The following is a 16,378-nucleotide window of genomic DNA, read 5'->3' as shown; positions in this document are numbered from 1 at the left end:
CCCGGAGATAGAAACATGTCGATCTTTATCAACAAAGACACCAAGGTCATCACCCAGGGCATTACTGGCAAGACCGGTCAGTTCCACACTGAAAAGTGCCAGGAATACGCGAACGGCAAGAACTGCTTCGTGGCAGGCGTGAACCCCAAGAAGGCTGGCGAAAAGATTTTCGACATCCCAATCTTTGGTTCCGTCAAGGACGCTGCCAAGGAAACCGGCGCTACCGTGTCCGTGATCTACGTGCCTCCCGCAGGCGCTGCTGCTGCCATCTGGGAAGCGGTTGAAGCCGATCTGGACCTGGCCATCTGCATCACCGAAGGCATCCCCGTTCGCGACATGCTGGAAGTGCGCAACAAGATGAAGGCCAAGGAAGCTGCCGGCGGCAAGAAGACTCTGCTGCTGGGCCCCAACTGCCCCGGTCTGATCACGCCTGACGAAATCAAGATCGGCATCATGCCCGGTCACATCCACAAGAAGGGCCGCGTGGGCGTGGTGTCCCGTTCCGGTACGCTGACTTACGAAGCCGTGGCTCAGCTGAGCGAACTGGGCATTGGCCAGTCCTCCGCTGTCGGTATCGGTGGCGACCCCATCAACGGCCTGAAGCACATCGACGTGATGCGCGCTTTCAACGACGATCCCGACACCGATGCCGTGATCATGATCGGTGAAATCGGCGGTCCCGACGAAGCCGAAGCTGCCCAGTGGTGCAAGGCCAACATGAAGAAGCCTATCGTGGGCTTCATCGCCGGCGTGACTGCGCCTCCCGGCAAGCGCATGGGCCACGCAGGTGCCCTGATCTCCGGCGGTGCCGACACGGCTGACGCCAAGCTGGCCATCATGGAAGAGTGCGGCTTCACCATCACCCGCAACCCTTCCGAAATGGGCCGCCTGCTGCAAGGCCTGCTGAAGAAGTAAGTCCTTGCAAAAGTTCCTGATGCGGCGTTGAATTTACGCAGTATTACGAACTGACAAGGATAGGCCTGGCGTCCTACACTGGCTCCACTCTTAAAAGAAAGCGCCGCGCAATGCGGCGCTTTCATATTCAAAACAGTGGAGTCATCATGGAAATGCTCAATAGCGCCGATTTCTGGATCGGCCTGGTGAAGATCATCTGGATCAACATCATTCTCTCCGGCGACAACGCCGTGGTCATCGCACTGGCCGCGCGCTCGCTTCCCCCTGAACAGCAGAAGAAAGCCATCATGTTCGGCTCCGGCGCCGCCGTGGTGCTGCGTATCGTGCTGACCGTGGTGGCAGCCAAGCTGCTGGAACTATCCTTCCTGCAAGTCGTGGGCGGCTGCCTGCTGCTGTGGATCGGCTATCAGCTGCTGACCGGCGACGAAGACGGCGAAGGCGAGTCCAAGGGCCATGGCTCCATGATGACTGCCATCCGCACCATCCTGATCGCCGACCTGGTGATGAGTCTGGACAACGTGATTGCCGTGGCCGCCACTGCCCAGGGCAATATGGTGCTGCTGATCCTGGGCCTGGCCATTTCCATTCCCCTGGTGATTTTCGGCTCCACGCTGATGATCAAGCTCATGGAGCGTTTCCCCGTCATCGTCACGCTGGGCGCGGCGCTGATTGGCTGGGTGGGCGGCGAGACCATCGTCAACGACAACCTGCTGCATGGCTACTCCATGGCTCACCCCTGGCTGCACTATGCTGCCGCTGCAGCGGGCGCCGTGCTGGTGGTCGGACTGGGCAAGTTCATGCAGGCACGCTCTGCCAGGAAGGAAGTCGCTGCGGCCTGATCGCCCCGACAAGCTCACCCCCAAAAAACGCACCGTGGAAGCACGGTGCGTTTTTTTATGGCCGCAGCGTGGGCGACAAACTGTGTGAACATGGCTTCCAACCTTCGTGTAACCCCAGGCTTGTTAGCCTTGTCGCCATGCAGATATCGGAACTTGCCAGCCTGTCGGGTGTGTCCGTGCACGCCATTCGTCACTATGAGAGTCTGGGCCTGATTGCCGCCGCCCGGCGCCCCTCCGGCTACCGCGAGTTCGATGACAGCGTGATCCGCGAGCTGCGATTCATCGCCATGTCGCGGCAATGTGGTTTCTCCCTGGCGCAGATCGCCGAAGTGCTGCCGGCCTATCGTCGCAAGACCCTGACGGCGGCCCAGATGATTGTCAGGCTGCAGGAGCGCATTGCCGAACTGGATGCGGAGATTGCCCAGCGGCGCGCACTGCGCAAGCACTTGGTTTCACATATCGCATGGTTTGGCGAGCGTGAGCCGCAGCCAGCCGTCAAGCCAGGATTTCCGCGTGTTCGTGCGCGCGGCAGTGACGAGGCCGGTTCATCCGGCAGGAGCAGGAGAGAGTGATGACACCGCAGAACGAGAATTTCGCCCGTGACGTACAGGCCCTGGTGCTTTCCATGCCGGTGGCGCAGATGCTGCAGCTGCGCTTCGAGCGCATAGGGCCAGGCGAGGTCGATCTCTGCCTGCCCTATCAGGAAAGCCTGAGCTTCAGGCCCGGCCAGTTGCAGGCCACGCCCGTCTTTGCCATCGCGGACTTTGCTGCCGTATCGGCCGCAGGGACGCTGCTGCCGCCGGGCTGGTTCAATGCCACCGTGGACTGCAGCATCAAATACCTGGCGGCGGCCGATGGCACGAGCCTGCTGGCCCGTGGCCGCGTCATCCAGGCCAGCAAGCTGCTGACAGTGGCCCGGGCGGATGTGTTTTCCTGCCGCGAAGGCCGGGAGCTGCTTTGCGCAACCATGCTGGCCACGGCGCGGAATCTGGCTCCCGCATCCCAGGACTGACTTTTGGGGGCAGCGCCCGAGGTTTTTTGCCCGGACGGCAGGTTTGCAGCGGTCCGAGCCCGCGCCGCCGGGGCAAACTACGCACCATCATGAAAACCCAGTACTACACCGCTTCCAGCCTGGATGGCTTTCTCGCCACCGAAGACGACTCCCTGGACTGGCTGTTTCCCCTGGGCAGCCTGACGGAGTCCAGCTATCCGGGCTTTATTGCGCAGGTCGGTGCGCTGGCCATGGGCTCGGCCACCTATGAATGGATGCTCCGCAACGCCGATGCAGTGAAGCAGGAGACTGGCGCAGCCTGGCCTTATGCGCAGCCTGCCTGGGTGTTCTCCAGCCGCCAGCTGCCGTTGATAGAGGGTGCCGATGTGCGCTTTGTCAGCGGCGCTGTGCAGCCCGTGCTGGCAAGCATGAGGGCTGCAGCCGGCGACAGGAACATCTGGATTGTGGGCGGCGGTGATCTGGCCGGTCAGTTCCATGACGCGGGCCTGCTGGACGAGGTGATTGTGCAGATCGGTTCGGCCACTCTGGGCCGGGGCAAGCCTCTGCTGCCGCGCCGGCTGCTGAGTCCCGTGCTGCAGCTGCAGTCCGTGCAGCAGATGGGCACGGGCATGGCGGAGCTGCGCTACACCGTGTGCAAGACGCAGCTGCCTGGGAATTAACGACTGTTTTTGGCAGGCCAGAGCACCGAGGCAATCGCCACCACCATCAGGCAGACGGCAGTCCAGTCCTGCCAGTGCAAGACTTCGCCCAGCCACCAGGCGCCCACAAACACGCCAAGCACCGGAATCATCATCACGCTCAGCGTGGAGGCCACGGGCGGCAGGCTGCGGGCCAGATAGAACCACACGGCCTGGGCGAAGCCCAGCACCAGGATGCCATTGAAAGCGATAGCAGCCAGCGCAGTCTGGTCGGGCATATGCCATTGTTTTCGCTCAAAAACAAAGGCCAGCACGGTCAGTACCACGGTGGTGATGGCCACCATCCACAGCGACAGCGTCATCAGCGGTACGGGCGCCTCGGTGCGGCGTAGCAACTGCGTTCCCCAGGCCCAGCCGGCGGCAGCAATCAGCATCAGCATCACGCCCAGGGGCTTGCTGCCCAGAGCGCCGACTTCATGCCACAGCAGCAGCAGTACGCCGGCGAAGGCTGCACCCACGCCCGCCCAGGCGCGCACGCCCAGCCTGTCCCTGAAGAACAGGCTGCCGAACACGGCCGAGAAGATGGGCATGGTGTAGCCCAGAATCGCCGCGCGTCCGCTGGACAGCGTGGGGATGGCGATGATGATCAGGCAGTGCCAGAGCACCATGTTGAACAGCGTGAGCTTGGCTAGCTGGCCCCAGTAGCTGCGCGGTATGGCCAGCGGCAAGCCCTTGCTGGCGACGAAGAGGGCCAGAATGGGCAGCCCTACCCACATGCTGACCATGCGGAAGCTCAGGGGCGGGAAATGCTGCACGCCGAGCTTCATCACCGGCCAGTTCAGACCCCAGACGATGGTGAGCAAGACGAGGAGGATGAGCTGTTTGGGCGTGAACGAAGGCATGGGGCTGGATTATCTCCCCCGGAATGATTTTCTCCCCCTGTGGCGCTTCGCGCCTTCCCCCTCTCTGTACGCGCAGCGCGCTAGGGGAGGAGGACGACACCGTCGGTGCGCGGCGGCGCTTCCTCGGTGTCACTGAGTTGGTGTGTGCGTCTGTTTTGCGGCTTGGCGCAAAACCTGTGGCAAGGCTTGGAAGGGGCGAACAATTAAAATCACGCTTTATGACTTTTATCGACATGCTGCGCGACGCGTCCACGCGCAATGACTCCATGCTGTGCGTGGGTCTGGACCCTGAACCCAGCCGCTTTCCTGGCGCCATGCAGGGCGATGCGTCCAAGATCTACGACTTCTGCGCAGCTATCGTCGATGCCACCCATGATCTGGTCAACAGCTTCAAGCCCCAGATCGCTTACTTCGCCGCCCACCGTGCCGAGGACCAGCTCGAAAAGCTGATGGCGCACATGCGCCGAGTGGCGCCCCATGTGCCCGTGATTCTGGACGCCAAGCGTGGCGATATCGGCTCCACCGCCGAGCAATACGCCAAGGAAGCCTTCGAGCGCTATGGCGCCGATGCCGTGACCCTCTCGCCCTTCATGGGCTTCGACTCCATCACGCCCTATCTCAAGTACGAGGGCAAGGGCGCTTTCCTGCTGTGCCGCACCTCCAATCCCGGCGGTGACGACCTGCAGGCCCAGACCCTGGCCGATGTGCCCGGCAACCCACATATGTTCGAGCATGTGGCCAAGCTGGCCCAGGGCCCGTGGAACACCAATGGCCAGCTGGGACTGGTGGTGGGTGCAACCCGTCCCAGCGAGATCGAGCGCGTGCGTGCCGTGGCTCCCACACTGCCGCTGCTGATTCCCGGCGTGGGTGCACAGGGCGGCGATGCCGTGGCTACCGTCAAGGCCGCCCGCATTGGCGGCGGGCCCATCATCATCAATTCCTCGCGCGCCATTCTCTACGCGGGACAGGGCGATGACTTTGCCAAGGCCGCACGCGCGGCAGCCATCGCCACGCGCGCCACGCTGCAGGCAGCAGCGCAGAGCTGAGTCAGGGCGCTCTGGCCATGCAAAGCAAGTGGCTGGAAGACTTTCTGCTTCTGGCACAGGAGCGCAGCTTCACCCGCGCGGCGGAGCTGCGCCATGTCACCCATCCGGCTTTCGGCCGGCGCATCCGTGCGCTGGAGGAGTGGGCCGGAACCCCGCTGATCGAGGCGGGCGGCGGGCCGGTTCGTCTCACTGCGGCCGGCGAGGCCTTTCGCGACACCGCCGAGCAGATGGTGCGCACCCTGGCCCAGTCGCATGACGAGCTGCAGGCCGTGGCCGGCCGGCAGGCCCATGTAATCACGCTGGCCACGGGGCGCACGCTGGCGCGCACCATCGTGGCCGACTGGCTGGCGCGCTATGGCAGCGTGCTGCAGACGGCGGAGATGCGCATCGTCACCCGCACACTCGATGAAACCGTGCACATATTGCAGCGCGGCGAGGTCAGCTTTGCCCTGCTCTACCACCATGCCGCCATTGCCGTGCGGCTGGATGGCCGCCAGTTCAGCTATCTGACGGTGATGAGCGACAAGCTGGTGCCCGTGGCCCGGGCCGATGCCGAAGGCAAGCCCTTGTTCGCACTGGCACAGGCTCTGCTGCCCGGTGCCAGCCCCATGCCTTATCTGGCTTTTTCGCACAGCATGGCGTTGGGGCGGCTGGTCGAAGACCATCTTGCCAGCCATCCTCTGTGGCCGCGCCTGCGCCGCTGCATCGAATGCGATTCGGCGGATGCCAATTACGAGTACGTGCTCAAGGGTCTGGGCGTGGCCTGGATGCCCTGGTCCATGGTGCAGCGCGATTGCCAGGACGGCCGTCTGGCGCTGGCCGGCGACGGCAGTCTGGACGTGCATTTCGATGTGCGGCTTTATCGGCCCAAACGCCGGCTGAGCACCGCTGCGGAGCAGTTCTGGACCGATATCACCGGCCAGTAACTGAGCAGTCACTCCTTTTTTGCCTGCGGCCACAGCTTAAGCTGGAAAAACAACAGCGGGTATCGGCTTCTCGGCGGCGTTGCACCTCTCGATTTACTCTAAAACACCTTGATGTGCTGAAATGGCACGGAAATGTGCCAGATCGGCACTGAAGGGTTTTCTCCGTATTCGGACAATTGCCTCATACAGATTCGGAATAGTTTCATGCAGAACACAAACATCCTCCGCCGTACCGCCATCGCTGCGGGCCTGCTGCTGGGCGCTGCCGTGGCAGTCCCTGCCATCGCCGCCGACAACTATCCCAGCAAGGCCATCACCATGGTCGTGGGCTACCCGGCCGGCGGCAGCACCGACCTGGTGGGACGTCTGGTGGCCGACGGCCTGGCCAAGCAGCTGGGCCAGCCCGTGGTGGTGGAAAACCTGGGCGGCGCCGGTGGCGCCATCGGTGCGCAAAAAGTGGCCAAGGCCCCCGCCGATGGTTACACCATCATGGTGGGTGCCAACAATGAGCTGGCCATTGCCAGGCTCATCAACAAGGCCGTGAAGTACAACATTGGCGACTTCACTCCCATCGGTCTGGTGGGTTCCCAGCCCATGGTGCTGGTCGCATCGCACAAGGCCGGCGTGAAGAACGCGGCCGAGTTCGTGAGCCTGGTGTCCAAGAACCCCGACAAGTTCAGCTACGGCAGCTCCGGCGTGGGCACGGCGCTGCATCTGGCCGGCGAGCTGGTCAAGGAGCAGGGCAAGCTGCAGATGACCCATGTGCCCTACAAGGGCGTGGCTCCGCTGACCACCGACCTGGTGGGCAACAACATCGAGTTCGGCGTGTTCGTGCTGTCCTCGGGCCTGCCCCATATCAAGGCCGGCAAGGTTGTGGCCCTGGGTACGACCGAAGCCAAGCGCTCGGCTATCACCCCCGATATTCCTGCCCTGTCCGAGCTGCCCCAGTTCAAGAACGTGGACATCAACAGCTGGTTTGCGCTGATGGCCCCCAAGGGCCTGCCCGCCCCTATCGCCGCCAAGCTGAAGAAGGCGCTGGAAGAAACCATGGCATCGCCCGAGTTCCGCAAGAAGATGGAAGAGACCGGCAATGTGGTGGCCGATCCCAAGGTGGATGCCGGCAAGTACATCAACACCGAAATTGCCAAGTACGCAAAGATTGTTCAGTTCGCGCATATCGAGAACTGATCTTGCTTGGACTGATGGTGACCTGAGGTCGCCTAGGTTGGAAAACGGCTTGTGCCTCCGGGGCGCAGGCCGTTTTTGCGTTTGGGCTTTTGCGGTGTCGTGCCTGATTTTTTGACAGGGTCGGGTCTCGCCCCGGCGGGCGAGGTACTTTCTTTTGCTTCGCCATCGGATCGCCGACCGAAAGCAAATACCCAAAGAAAAGGCGACCCGAGTGTCTGCGTCCCTGCGCTTTGCTTCGGGCAAACCGCGTGCCGCAGGCGCAGCCAGGCAGGTGGGAGCGGACAGCCTGCAAGACTGGTTGCGAAATCAGGCTCAAGCGCTTATATGAATTGCGGTGGCAGCTATCAAATCTATCTCGGAGCTATCCTGTCTCCGGTATTGCCCCTCGTGCCCACATCCCGCAGGCGAAGCCGGGGGGATGTGGGCAGCAGGGGGCAGCTCTTTGCCCACTTTCTTGCACAAGAAAGTAGGTCGTCTGCCGGGGCGAAATCCCGGCCTCTGTCCTGAAATAAAGCAAGAATCAGGTTGTGGCGCAGACCCACAAAGCGCAACCAGCTCTCAATTCTGAGTCGCCAGCTGACAACGCGCAGGCGACACTGCCCCCACATTCACCTTCTGTGCGGCCAGCGCCGCATCCAGCGTTTCCCCGAGCAGCAGATTGCGCGCCAGCAGGCTGTAGCCGGCGGCGCTCTGGATGCCATAGCCGCCCTGGGCGGCGACCCAGAAAAAGCCCGGCACAGGCGTGGGCGAGGCATCCCAGCCGATCACCAGCTCGCCATCGGCGACAAAGCTGCGCAGGCCGGCCCAGGTATGCGAGGGGCGGCGGATTTGCAGCGTGGTGGCTTCCTCGATGTGATGGATGCCGATGGCAATGTCCAGCTCTTCGGGCACGACATCGTGCGGTGCCACGGGATCTGCATTGGCGGGGGAGCCCAGCAGCTGGCCGGCGTCGGGCTTGATGTACCAGTTTTCATCGGCGCTGATGATGGCGGGCCAGAGCGTGGCGTCCAAGCCTTCGGGGACAGGGAAGGTGAAGGCGCTGCGGCGTTTTGGGGTGATGCCAATGGGAGCCGCTCCCACCATGGCGGCCACGACATCTACCCAGGCCCCGGCGGCGTTGACGATTACCTTGGCACGAAGGCTCCGGCCCTGGGGCAGGGCAATGTGCCAGAAGTCGTTGACCCGGGTGATGGCCTGGACCTCGGCGTTGCACCACAGGTCGCCGCCGCGCTGGCGCAGGCCGCGGATATAGCCCTGGTGCAGGCCGTGCACATCGATGTCACGCGCACCGGTATCGAGAAAGCCGTCCACCAGCACCTCGGTGTCGAGCACGGGAACCAGGGTCTTGAGCTGTGCGGCGCTCAGGCGCTGGGCATCGGGGGAGTGAACCTGGGCCTCGGCGTAGGCAGCATCCACCAGATCCCGCTGATCGGCCGTGCCCACATAGAGCACGCCGCGCGGCGTGAGGATGGGGGCTTCGGCAAAACCGGCCGGTGGCGCATCGTAGAAGGCGCGGCTGGCACGGGTCAGGGCCTGAACCTGGGCGGGACCGTAATGCTCTTCAAACAGCGCTGCCGAGCGGCCGGTGGTGTGATAGCCGGGCTGGGATTCGCGCTCCAGCACCAGCACCGAGGGCGGGTTCTCGCCACCCGACTGCGCCAGCTGCCAGGCGGCGGAGGCTCCGGCCATGCCCGCGCCCACGATGACGAAATCCCAGATATCTTTCTGCATTGTTTCTCTCCCCGGTGCAACAAGCTATGGTTTGCATAGCTTGTTGCGCTTGATCAGTCTTGTTTTGAGGACGATTTGGCTTTGGACCTGGCAGGGGCCTTGTCCAGATAGGGCTTGAGGTAGCGGCCCGTCACGCTGGCCGGGTTGGCTGCGATGTCTTCGGGCGTGCCCTGGGCCACGACCTGGCCGCCGCCCGAGCCGCCCTCGGGGCCCATGTCGATCAGCCAGTCGGCGGTCTTGATGACGTCGAGGTTGTGCTCGATCACGACGATGGTGTTGCCCGCATCGCGCAGCTGGTGCAGCACTTTCAGGAGCAGGGCAATATCGGCGAAGTGCAGGCCGGTGGTGGGCTCGTCGAGTATGTAAAGCGTGCGGCCGGTGTCGCGCTTGGACAGCTCCTGCGCGAGCTTGACGCGCTGGGCCTCGCCGCCCGACAGCGTGGTCGCGCTCTGGCCCAGCCGGATATAGGACAGGCCCACGTCCAGCAGGGTCTGCAGCTTGCGCGCAATGCTGGGCACATCCTTGAAGAAGGCATGTGCGTCTTCGACCGTCATCTCCAGAATCTGCGAGATGTTCCGGCCCTTCCACTGCACCTCCAGCGTCTCGCGGTTGTAGCGCTGGCCGTGGCAGAGGTCGCAGGGCACGTAGACATCGGGCAGAAAGTGCATTTCCACCTTGACCACGCCATCGCCCTGGCAGGCTTCGCAGCGGCCGCCCGAGACATTGAACGAGAAGCGCCCGGGGCCGTAGCCGCGCTCCTTGGCGGTATTGGTTTCGGCCATCAGCTCGCGGATCGGCGTGAACAGGCCGGTATAGGTTGCCGGGTTGCTGCGCGGCGTGCGGCCGATGGGCGACTGGTCGACGTTGATGACCTTGTCGAAATAGTCGATGCCTGCGATGTCGTCATGCGCAGCCGGCTCGGTGCCTGCACGGTGTATCTGGCGCGCTGCTTCGGCATACAGCGTATCGTTGACCAGGGTGGATTTGCCCGAGCCCGAGACGCCGGTCACGCAGGTGAACAGGCCGACGGGGAAGTCCACGGTCACGTTCCTGAGGTTGTGACCGCGCGCGCCTTCCACAGTCAGTGCCTGCAGGTCGGTGCGCACCTTGCTCGCGGACTCCCGCTTTTTCGCGGCCGTGACCGGAAAGCGCGATGCGCTTTGGCTGGCTTCGGCTTCACTGTCCTTGCGCAGCACAGGCAGCCAGGCAGTGCGCTGCCTCGGCACGGGAATGCTTTGTACGCCGCTCAGATAGCGGCCAGTGGGCGAATCGGGGCAGGCCTTGATGTCCTCATAGCTGCCCTGGGCCATGATGCGGCCGCCATGCACGCCGGCGCCCGGACCCATGTCGATGATCTGGTCGGCAGCACGCATCATGTCTTCGTCATGTTCGACCACGATCACGCTGTTGCCGATATCACGCAGGTGCTCGAGTGTCGCAATCAGCTTGTCGTTGTCGCGCTGGTGCAGGCCGATGGAGGGTTCGTCCAGCACATACATCACGCCCGTCAGGCCGGAGCCGATCTGGGACGCCAGGCGAATGCGCTGGGCTTCGCCACCCGAGAGCGTGTCGGCGCTGCGGTCCAGGCTCAGGTACGAGAGACCCACATCGTTGAGGAAGAGCAGGCGCGAGGCGATCTCGCGCACGATCTTGTCCGCAATCTCGGCCTTGGCTCCGGCCATGCTCAGCTGCTTGAACCAGCCCAGTGCATCGGCCAGCGTGGCATGGCTGACTTCATAGATGGAGCGGGCCTGCTCGCCATCGCCCACGCGCACAAAGCGCGCTTCGCGGCGCAGGCGCGTGCCTTCACACTCGGGGCATTTGCGAACGCTGCGCAGCTTGGCCAGATCGTCGCGCACGACCTGGGATTCGGTCTCGCGAAAGCGGCGCTGAATATTGGGGATGATGCCTTCGAACGGATGCGACTTGATGAAGGCTTCGCCCTTGCGTTCGCCGCTCTCGAAAACATAGTTGAACTCCATGGACTCGTCGCCCGAGCCAAAGAGAATCACGTTGCGCACCTTCTCAGGCAGCTCCTCGAACGCCGTCTCGGTGCTCACGCCATAGTGTTTGGCCACGCTCTCCAGCATGGAGAAGTAGTAGTTGTTGCGCTTGTCCCAGCCCTTGATGGCACCGCTGGCCAGACTCAGCGACGGGAAGGGCACGACGCGGTCGGGGTCGAAGGCTTCGCTGTTGCCCAGGCCATCGCAGGCCTGGCAGGCACCCATGGGCGAGTTGAAGGAGAACAGGCGCGGCTCCAGCTCGGGCAGGGAGTAGTCGCAGAGGGGGCAGGCGAACTTGGCGCTGAACAGATGTTCCTTGCCACCGTCCATCTCCAGCGCGATGACACGGCCGCCGGCATCGGCACCGCCGGCGCGCAAGGCGGCCTCGAAGCTTTCGGCCAGGCGCTGCTTGATGTCTTCGCGCACCTTGACGCGGTCTATCACCACATCGATGTTGTGGCGTTCGTTCTTCTCCAGCTTGGGCAGGGACTGGGCGTCGTAGATCTGCCCGTCGACGCGAAAGCGCACATAGCCCTGGGCCTGGAGCTGCACGAAAAGCTCGGCGAACTCGCCCTTTTTCTCGCGTGCCAGAGGGCCGAGGATCATCAGCCTGGTGTCTTCGGGCAGCTGCAGCACGCTGTCCACCATCTGGCTGATGGTCTGGGCCTGCAGCGGCAGATTGTGGTCGGGGCAGAAGGGGGTGCCGGCACGGGCGTAGAGCAGGCGCAGGTAGTCGTTGATCTCGGTCACCGTGCCCACGGTGGAGCGCGGGTTGTGGCTGGTGGCCTTCTGCTCGATGGAAATGGCCGGTGACAGGCCCTCGATCAGATCGACATCGGGCTTGTCCAGGCGGCCCAGAAACTGGCGTGCATAGGCCGAGAGGCTCTCCACATAGCGACGCTGGCCTTCGGCGTACAAGGTGTCGAAGGCCAGACTGGACTTGCCCGAGCCCGACAGGCCGGTGATTACCACCAGCTGGTTGCGGGGAATGTCCAGGTCGATGTTCTTGAGATTGTGCGTGCGTGCGCCGCGAATGGCGATGCGTGTCTGAGCCAGAGAGCGGCCCAGATAGAGGCTGTCATCATGGACTTCAGAGGGCGAATCAGGCTTCAGGGACACGGGCGCTCCAGACGGGGAAAACTCTCCATGATAGTCAGACGGGAATGAGCGTGACTAGGGTCTGTTGATATTTGGTCGAAGATCGCGTTGCAGCGACAAGGGCTTGGATGCTAGGCGCCGGACCGCAGCAAGGCTGATGCCTTGCAAAGGCAGGCAATAACGCAGACAGGCTTTTGTCGCTGCAACCCGAAGGGACGGTGTATGGCCGGCCGCCGCTCGTCGTTGCGTTCCTTGTGCGGATGGGCCCCGCACTGCGTCACGCGTCTGGATTGGCAATCGGCCATATACCTTCGCGACTCCGAGCAAACCTCAATAGACCCTAATGGATTCAGGTTCACGGACAATCTACGGTTTTATTTCCTCTCTTTTGCCCGGCAGTGATTTAGTTAACCTGGGCATAAGAGTTTGACTCTTGGCAAAATCTGAGCGTGAAAAAAATCAATACCACCCCCAGCGCGGGCACGCAGGGCACGGACAAATCCCCTTCCACCATGACCTCCCAGGAACGCCGCTCCAGCGGCGCTCTGGCGCTGATCTTTGCGCTGCGCATGCTGGGCCTGTTCCTGGTGCTGCCCGTCTTCATGTTGGAGGCGCGCAAGTACCCGGGTGGTGACGACCCGGCCATGATCGGCCTGGCCATGGGTCTGTATGGTCTGACCCAGGCCCTGTTCCAGCTGCCCATCGGTCTGGCCTCCGACCGTATCGGCCGCAAGCCTGTCATTGTCGCTGGCTTGCTGGTCTTTGCGGCGGGCAGCCTGATTGCGGCCATGGCCGATTCGCTGACCGGCCTGATGGCGGGGCGTGCCATTCAGGGCGCGGGCGCCGTGTCTGCCGCGGTCACGGCCTTGCTGGCAGACCTGACACGCGATGGCGTGCGTACCAAGGCCATGGCCCTGGTGGGCGGCAGCATCGGCCTGATGTTTGCGCTGGCGCTGGTGCTGGCACCGCTGCTCAACGCCTGGATTGGACTGTCCGGCATCTTCGGCCTGACCTGCGCGCTGGCGCTGGCCGGTATTGCCGTGGTCCTGTGGGTAGTGCCGCCCGAGCCCAGGCAGCATGCCGATGCGCCCAAGGGGCGGTTCAGCGAGCTGCTGGGCCAGTCCGATCTGCTGCGCCTGAACTTCGGCGTGTTCATTCTGCATACCGTGCAGATGTCCATGTGGGTTGCCGTGCCGGCCATGCTGGTACAGGCCGGTCTGGCCAAGGAGCAGCATTGGCACATCTATCTGCCGGCCGTGCTGCTGTCTTTTGTGGCCATGGGCCTGCTGTTTTCCATGGAGCGCAAGGGCAGGCTGCGCACCGCCTTGCTGGGGGCCATCGGCCTGGTGCTGGTCGTGCAGATCGGTCTGGGCATGCTGGCCGCCAGCGGCACCATTCCTACGGTCTGGTGCATGGCGCTGCTGATGTTTCTGTTCTTCTGCGGCTTCAACGCGCTTGAGGCTACCCAGCCAAGCCTGGTCTCGCGCATGGCTCCGGCGCCGCTGCGCGGTGCGGCCTTGGGTGCCTACAACACATTGCAGTCGTTGGGACTGTTTGCCGGCGGTGCTGTCGGCGGTGCTGTCGCCAAATTTGCGGGTGTGCCGGGCCTGTTCATCATGACGACGGTGCTGGTTGCCCTGTGGCTGGCCGTGACCTGGCCGCTGCGCCCGGTAGGCCGCCACTGAGATGCAGTAGCCTGCGAAGGCTCAGTCTCTTGCTCGGCTGCCTGCGCGCAGTTGCCGGAGCGCCCGGCATGGCCGATGTGGGATATCGGGAAATCCCGTGCTCTTCAGGTCGGGCTTGGGGCAGAATACGAGCTTCATTGGTTCGGGACCTTTCTTGACTGCCCGGGCCACTTTTTGAAAAGGTATCTCTATGGCATCCGTCAACAAAGTCATCATCGTCGGCAATCTGGGTCGTGACCCCGAAATGCGTACCTTCCCCAGCGGCGATCAGGTGGCCAATGTGACCATCGCCACCACGGACCGCTGGCGCGACAAGAACACCGGTGAAAACCGCGAAGCCACCGAATGGCACCGCGTGGTCTTCAACGGCAAGCTGGCCGAAATCGTGGGGCAGTATCTGCGCAAGGGCAGCCAGGTCTATGTGGAAGGCAGCCTGCGCACCCGCAAATGGACCGATCAGGCCTCCGGCCAGGAGCGTTACGCTACCGAAATCCGCGCCGACACCATGCAGATGCTGGGTAGCCGCCAGGGCGGCGGTCAGCAGCAAGGCGGCTACGGTGGTGACGATGGCTATGGTGAAAGCAGCTATCAGGCGCCCAGCCGTCCAGCTCCCGCGCCCATGCAGCAGCGCCCCGCACCGGCACCCATGCAGCAGCGTTCTGCTCCCGCTCCCATGGCTCCTCCTCCCCAGCGCGCTGCGTCGGGGTTTGACGACATGGACGACGACATTCCCTTCTAATTCACGGACTGGCGGAAGTTGCCGCTTTCCAGGAATCTGCAAAAGCCCGCGCTTCCATCAGCGCGGGCTTTTTCTTTGCGGTGACTGAGAGGCTGCAGGAACAATTCCATGGATGTTGCAGGCGAATGGCAGCAGAGTTGAAAATTTCAATCGGATCCCTGGCTTCATCGAATTAGTGAAATAAGATGCTGCATCCAGGCGCGTTTCATCCGGTTACGATTAATGTCCGGGCGCTGAATCACACACTCAAGTGTGAGGGATCTCTGCCAGTGCAGCCAAGCGGGACTTGGCGTTTCCTCAGGAGCTTCGAGCATGCCGACTTTGGTCATCTCAATCGACGGCGCAGTCATCAAGGAAGTGCAGCTCACCAAGGAGCGCACGACCGTGGGTCGTCGTCCTTATAACGACATCGTGATCGAGAATCTGGCGGTCAGCGGCGAGCATGCCGTGCTCACCATCACTGGCGGCAAGGTCAGCATCGAGGACTTGCGCAGCACCAACGGCACCTATGTCAATGGCCGTGCCATCCAGAAGCAGTATCTGCTCAACGGCGACCTGCTGGACATTGGGCGTTACAAGATCCGCTTTCTCGACACCGTGATCCCCGATACCCATATTGCGTCTGCCCAGGGCGGGAAAAAGGCAGCGCTGGCGCATATTTCGGAAGAGGCGGACAGCGGCCATGCCAAACTGGCCAGCCCTTCCGGGTTTGGCGAAATCTCCAGCTTCAGTTCCACCATTCAGGGCTCGCTTGCCGCACTGCCGGAGCGTCACGCCGTGATTCGCATGCTCACCGGCAGCCTGGCAGGCAAGGAAATAGCGCTTTTCAAGGTCGTCACCACCCTGGGCAAGCCCGGGGTAGCCATTGCTTCCATCACCCAGAAGCCCCATGGCTTTGTGCTTACCCAACTGGAAGGTGCCAGCGAAGACCTCAAGCTCAATGGTCAGGTAGTCGGGCCGCTCTCCGTGCCCCTGCTCAATGGCGACACTGTGGACCTGGCAGGCAGCACCATGCGCTTTGTCGTGGAGTGAGAAGCCGGCTTGACTTGCACCAAGAGCCTGACAAATTTGTCATTGCTTGTGACGGGAACGCCAAAATTGTTACTTAAACTCGCGTTCGTGTTGCCAAACGTGTCGTCTGTTGCAGGCGCTGCCTCTGTCAAATTGTTGGCATGCAGCTTGCTTCATACGTTGGGTCTCATCCAACAAGGGAGTTTGAAATGAAGCGTTCCATTCAAAAGGGTTTCACCCTGATCGAACTGATGATCGTTGTGGCGATCATCGGTATTCTGGCTGCTGTGGCTCTGCCTGCTTATCAGGATTACACCGTGCGCGCACGCGTGTCTGAAGGTTTGGTGCAAGCTGCTGCCGCTAAGACACTGGTTTCTGAAAATGCAGCTACTGGTCGTGACCTGAGCCTGGGTTTTACAGGAATTTCCGCGACCAGCAATGTAGCAAGCTTGGCTGTGGCATCTAATAACGGTGTTATTACTGTTGTTACCTCCTCTGCGGCAAAGAACATTACACTGACATTGACACCTACAGTTGCAGGGGCTGCACTTGCCTCTGGTACTGTGCCCGACGGCAACATCTCTTGGAAGTGCGGTCTTTCTGACACTACAAAGCAGAAGTACGTTCCCTCTGAGTGCCGTTAAG

The 16,378-nt window shown here is 62.4% G+C and carries 15 protein-coding genes; 12 read left to right on the top strand and 3 right to left on the bottom strand.

Translation table 11 applies throughout. The features are described 5' to 3' along the window. The first annotated feature begins 15 nt into the window (after positions 1–15). The 5 genes from sucD to FSY59_RS09585 all read left to right on the top strand — a co-directional run bounded on the left by sucD (position 16) and on the right by FSY59_RS09585 (position 3,425). Complete coding sequence (gene sucD / locus FSY59_RS09605; protein WP_003060065.1) at positions 16–915, top strand: succinate--CoA ligase subunit alpha; 900 nt, start codon at positions 16–18, stop codon at positions 913–915. Positions 916–1,061: 146 nt separating this feature from the next. Beyond that, positions 1,062–1,754 (top strand): TerC family protein, encoded by a 693-nt coding sequence (locus tag FSY59_RS09600; protein ID WP_148728876.1) that lies wholly within the window; start codon positions 1,062–1,064, stop codon positions 1,752–1,754. Between the two features lie 137 nt (positions 1,755–1,891). After that, complete coding sequence (locus tag FSY59_RS09595; RefSeq protein WP_003060070.1) at positions 1,892–2,326, top strand: MerR family transcriptional regulator; 435 nt, start codon at positions 1,892–1,894, stop codon at positions 2,324–2,326. Then, positions 2,326–2,766, top strand: coding sequence for a PaaI family thioesterase (locus tag FSY59_RS09590; RefSeq protein ID WP_003060072.1), 441 nt, complete (start codon positions 2,326–2,328; stop codon positions 2,764–2,766). The genes FSY59_RS09595 and FSY59_RS09590 overlap by 1 nt, the downstream gene beginning before the upstream one ends. An 89-nt stretch (positions 2,767–2,855) precedes the next feature. Continuing rightward, positions 2,856–3,425, top strand: a complete 570-nt coding sequence (locus FSY59_RS09585) for a dihydrofolate reductase family protein (RefSeq protein WP_003060073.1) — start codon at positions 2,856–2,858, stop codon at positions 3,423–3,425. On the opposite strand, the gene FSY59_RS09580 is transcribed toward FSY59_RS09585, so the two are convergent. Beyond that, positions 3,422–4,306 carry a DMT family transporter gene (locus FSY59_RS09580; protein ID WP_003060075.1) on the bottom strand — a complete coding sequence of 295 codons (885 nt, stop codon included), beginning with the start codon at positions 4,304–4,306 and terminating at the stop codon, positions 3,422–3,424. The two genes, FSY59_RS09585 and FSY59_RS09580, sit on opposite strands and share 4 nt — an antisense overlap. Positions 4,307–4,524: 218 nt before the next feature. Between FSY59_RS09580 and pyrF the strand changes: the two genes are divergently transcribed. From pyrF to FSY59_RS09565, 3 genes are all read left to right on the top strand, one after another. Next, positions 4,525–5,352, top strand: a complete 828-nt coding sequence (pyrF, locus tag FSY59_RS09575) for an orotidine-5'-phosphate decarboxylase (RefSeq protein ID WP_003060077.1) — start codon at positions 4,525–4,527, stop codon at positions 5,350–5,352. A 17-nt stretch (positions 5,353–5,369) separates the two neighbouring features. After that, positions 5,370–6,278, top strand: a complete 909-nt coding sequence (locus tag FSY59_RS09570; protein ID WP_003060079.1) for a LysR family transcriptional regulator — start codon at positions 5,370–5,372, stop codon at positions 6,276–6,278. A gap of 204 nt (positions 6,279–6,482) precedes the next feature. Further along, on the top strand, positions 6,483–7,466 hold the full coding sequence (locus FSY59_RS09565; protein WP_003060082.1) for a tripartite tricarboxylate transporter substrate binding protein: 984 nt from the start codon (positions 6,483–6,485) through the stop codon (positions 7,464–7,466). Positions 7,467–8,024: 558 nt separating this feature from the next. Here FSY59_RS09565 and FSY59_RS09560 read toward each other — a convergent pair. Together FSY59_RS09560 and uvrA are read right to left on the bottom strand one after the other, a co-directional pair. Then, positions 8,025–9,197, bottom strand: coding sequence for an FAD-binding oxidoreductase (locus FSY59_RS09560; RefSeq protein WP_148728875.1), 1,173 nt, complete (start codon positions 9,195–9,197; stop codon positions 8,025–8,027). A 53-nt stretch (positions 9,198–9,250) separates the two neighbouring features. Next, complete coding sequence (gene uvrA, locus FSY59_RS09555) at positions 9,251–12,319, bottom strand: excinuclease ABC subunit UvrA (protein ID WP_003060085.1); 3,069 nt, start codon at positions 12,317–12,319, stop codon at positions 9,251–9,253. Between the two features lie 491 nt (positions 12,320–12,810). Here uvrA and FSY59_RS09550 point away from each other — a divergent pair, with 491 nt between their 5' ends. The 4 genes from FSY59_RS09550 (at position 12,811) to FSY59_RS09535 (ending at position 16,377) form a co-directional block, all read left to right on the top strand. Beyond that, positions 12,811–13,983, top strand: coding sequence for an MFS transporter (locus FSY59_RS09550; RefSeq protein WP_043377121.1), 1,173 nt, complete (start codon positions 12,811–12,813; stop codon positions 13,981–13,983). Between the two features lie 190 nt (positions 13,984–14,173). Beyond that, positions 14,174–14,722 (top strand): single-stranded DNA-binding protein, encoded by a 549-nt coding sequence (gene ssb / locus FSY59_RS09545; RefSeq protein ID WP_003060089.1) that lies wholly within the window; start codon positions 14,174–14,176, stop codon positions 14,720–14,722. 312 nt (positions 14,723–15,034) lie between these two features. Beyond that, entirely contained in the window at positions 15,035–15,754 is a 720-nt protein-coding gene (locus FSY59_RS09540) for an FHA domain-containing protein (protein WP_148728874.1), read from the top strand. A gap of 188 nt (positions 15,755–15,942) precedes the next feature. After that, positions 15,943–16,377: a pilin gene (locus tag FSY59_RS09535; RefSeq protein WP_148728873.1), complete on the top strand. Its 435-nt coding sequence runs from the start codon at positions 15,943–15,945 to the stop codon at positions 16,375–16,377. The last annotated feature ends 1 nt before the right edge of the window (position 16,378 follow it).

The sequence above is a fragment of the Comamonas sp. Z3 genome (assembly GCF_008121565.1).
Taxonomy (GTDB): Bacteria; Pseudomonadota; Gammaproteobacteria; order Burkholderiales; family Burkholderiaceae_C; genus Comamonas; species Comamonas brasiliensis.
Note: the sequence above shows the minus strand (reverse complement) of the source record. Positions and strands in the feature narration are given on the sequence as shown.

What these genes read in the sequence shown, in the direction of transcription:
- sucD (WP_003060065.1), top strand. Translation starts at nt 16, where the DNA reads ATGTCGATCTTTATCAACAAAGACACCAAGGTCATCACCCAGGGCATT.
- FSY59_RS09600 (WP_148728876.1), top strand. Translation starts at nt 1,062, where the DNA reads ATGGAAATGCTCAATAGCGCCGATTTCTGGATCGGCCTGGTGAAGATC.
- FSY59_RS09595 (WP_003060070.1), top strand. Translation starts at nt 1,892, where the DNA reads ATGCAGATATCGGAACTTGCCAGCCTGTCGGGTGTGTCCGTGCACGCC.
- FSY59_RS09590 (WP_003060072.1), top strand. Translation starts at nt 2,326, where the DNA reads ATGACACCGCAGAACGAGAATTTCGCCCGTGACGTACAGGCCCTGGTG.
- FSY59_RS09585 (WP_003060073.1), top strand. Translation starts at nt 2,856, where the DNA reads ATGAAAACCCAGTACTACACCGCTTCCAGCCTGGATGGCTTTCTCGCC.
- FSY59_RS09580 (WP_003060075.1), bottom strand. Translation starts at nt 4,306, where the DNA reads ATGCCTTCGTTCACGCCCAAACAGCTCATCCTCCTCGTCTTGCTCACC.
- pyrF (WP_003060077.1), top strand. Translation starts at nt 4,525, where the DNA reads ATGACTTTTATCGACATGCTGCGCGACGCGTCCACGCGCAATGACTCC.
- FSY59_RS09570 (WP_003060079.1), top strand. Translation starts at nt 5,370, where the DNA reads ATGCAAAGCAAGTGGCTGGAAGACTTTCTGCTTCTGGCACAGGAGCGC.
- FSY59_RS09565 (WP_003060082.1), top strand. Translation starts at nt 6,483, where the DNA reads ATGCAGAACACAAACATCCTCCGCCGTACCGCCATCGCTGCGGGCCTG.
- FSY59_RS09560 (WP_148728875.1), bottom strand. Translation starts at nt 9,197, where the DNA reads ATGCAGAAAGATATCTGGGATTTCGTCATCGTGGGCGCGGGCATGGCC.
- FSY59_RS09550 (WP_043377121.1), top strand. Translation starts at nt 12,811, where the DNA reads ATGACCTCCCAGGAACGCCGCTCCAGCGGCGCTCTGGCGCTGATCTTT.
- ssb (WP_003060089.1), top strand. Translation starts at nt 14,174, where the DNA reads ATGGCATCCGTCAACAAAGTCATCATCGTCGGCAATCTGGGTCGTGAC.
- FSY59_RS09540 (WP_148728874.1), top strand. Translation starts at nt 15,035, where the DNA reads ATGCCGACTTTGGTCATCTCAATCGACGGCGCAGTCATCAAGGAAGTG.
- FSY59_RS09535 (WP_148728873.1), top strand. Translation starts at nt 15,943, where the DNA reads ATGAAGCGTTCCATTCAAAAGGGTTTCACCCTGATCGAACTGATGATC.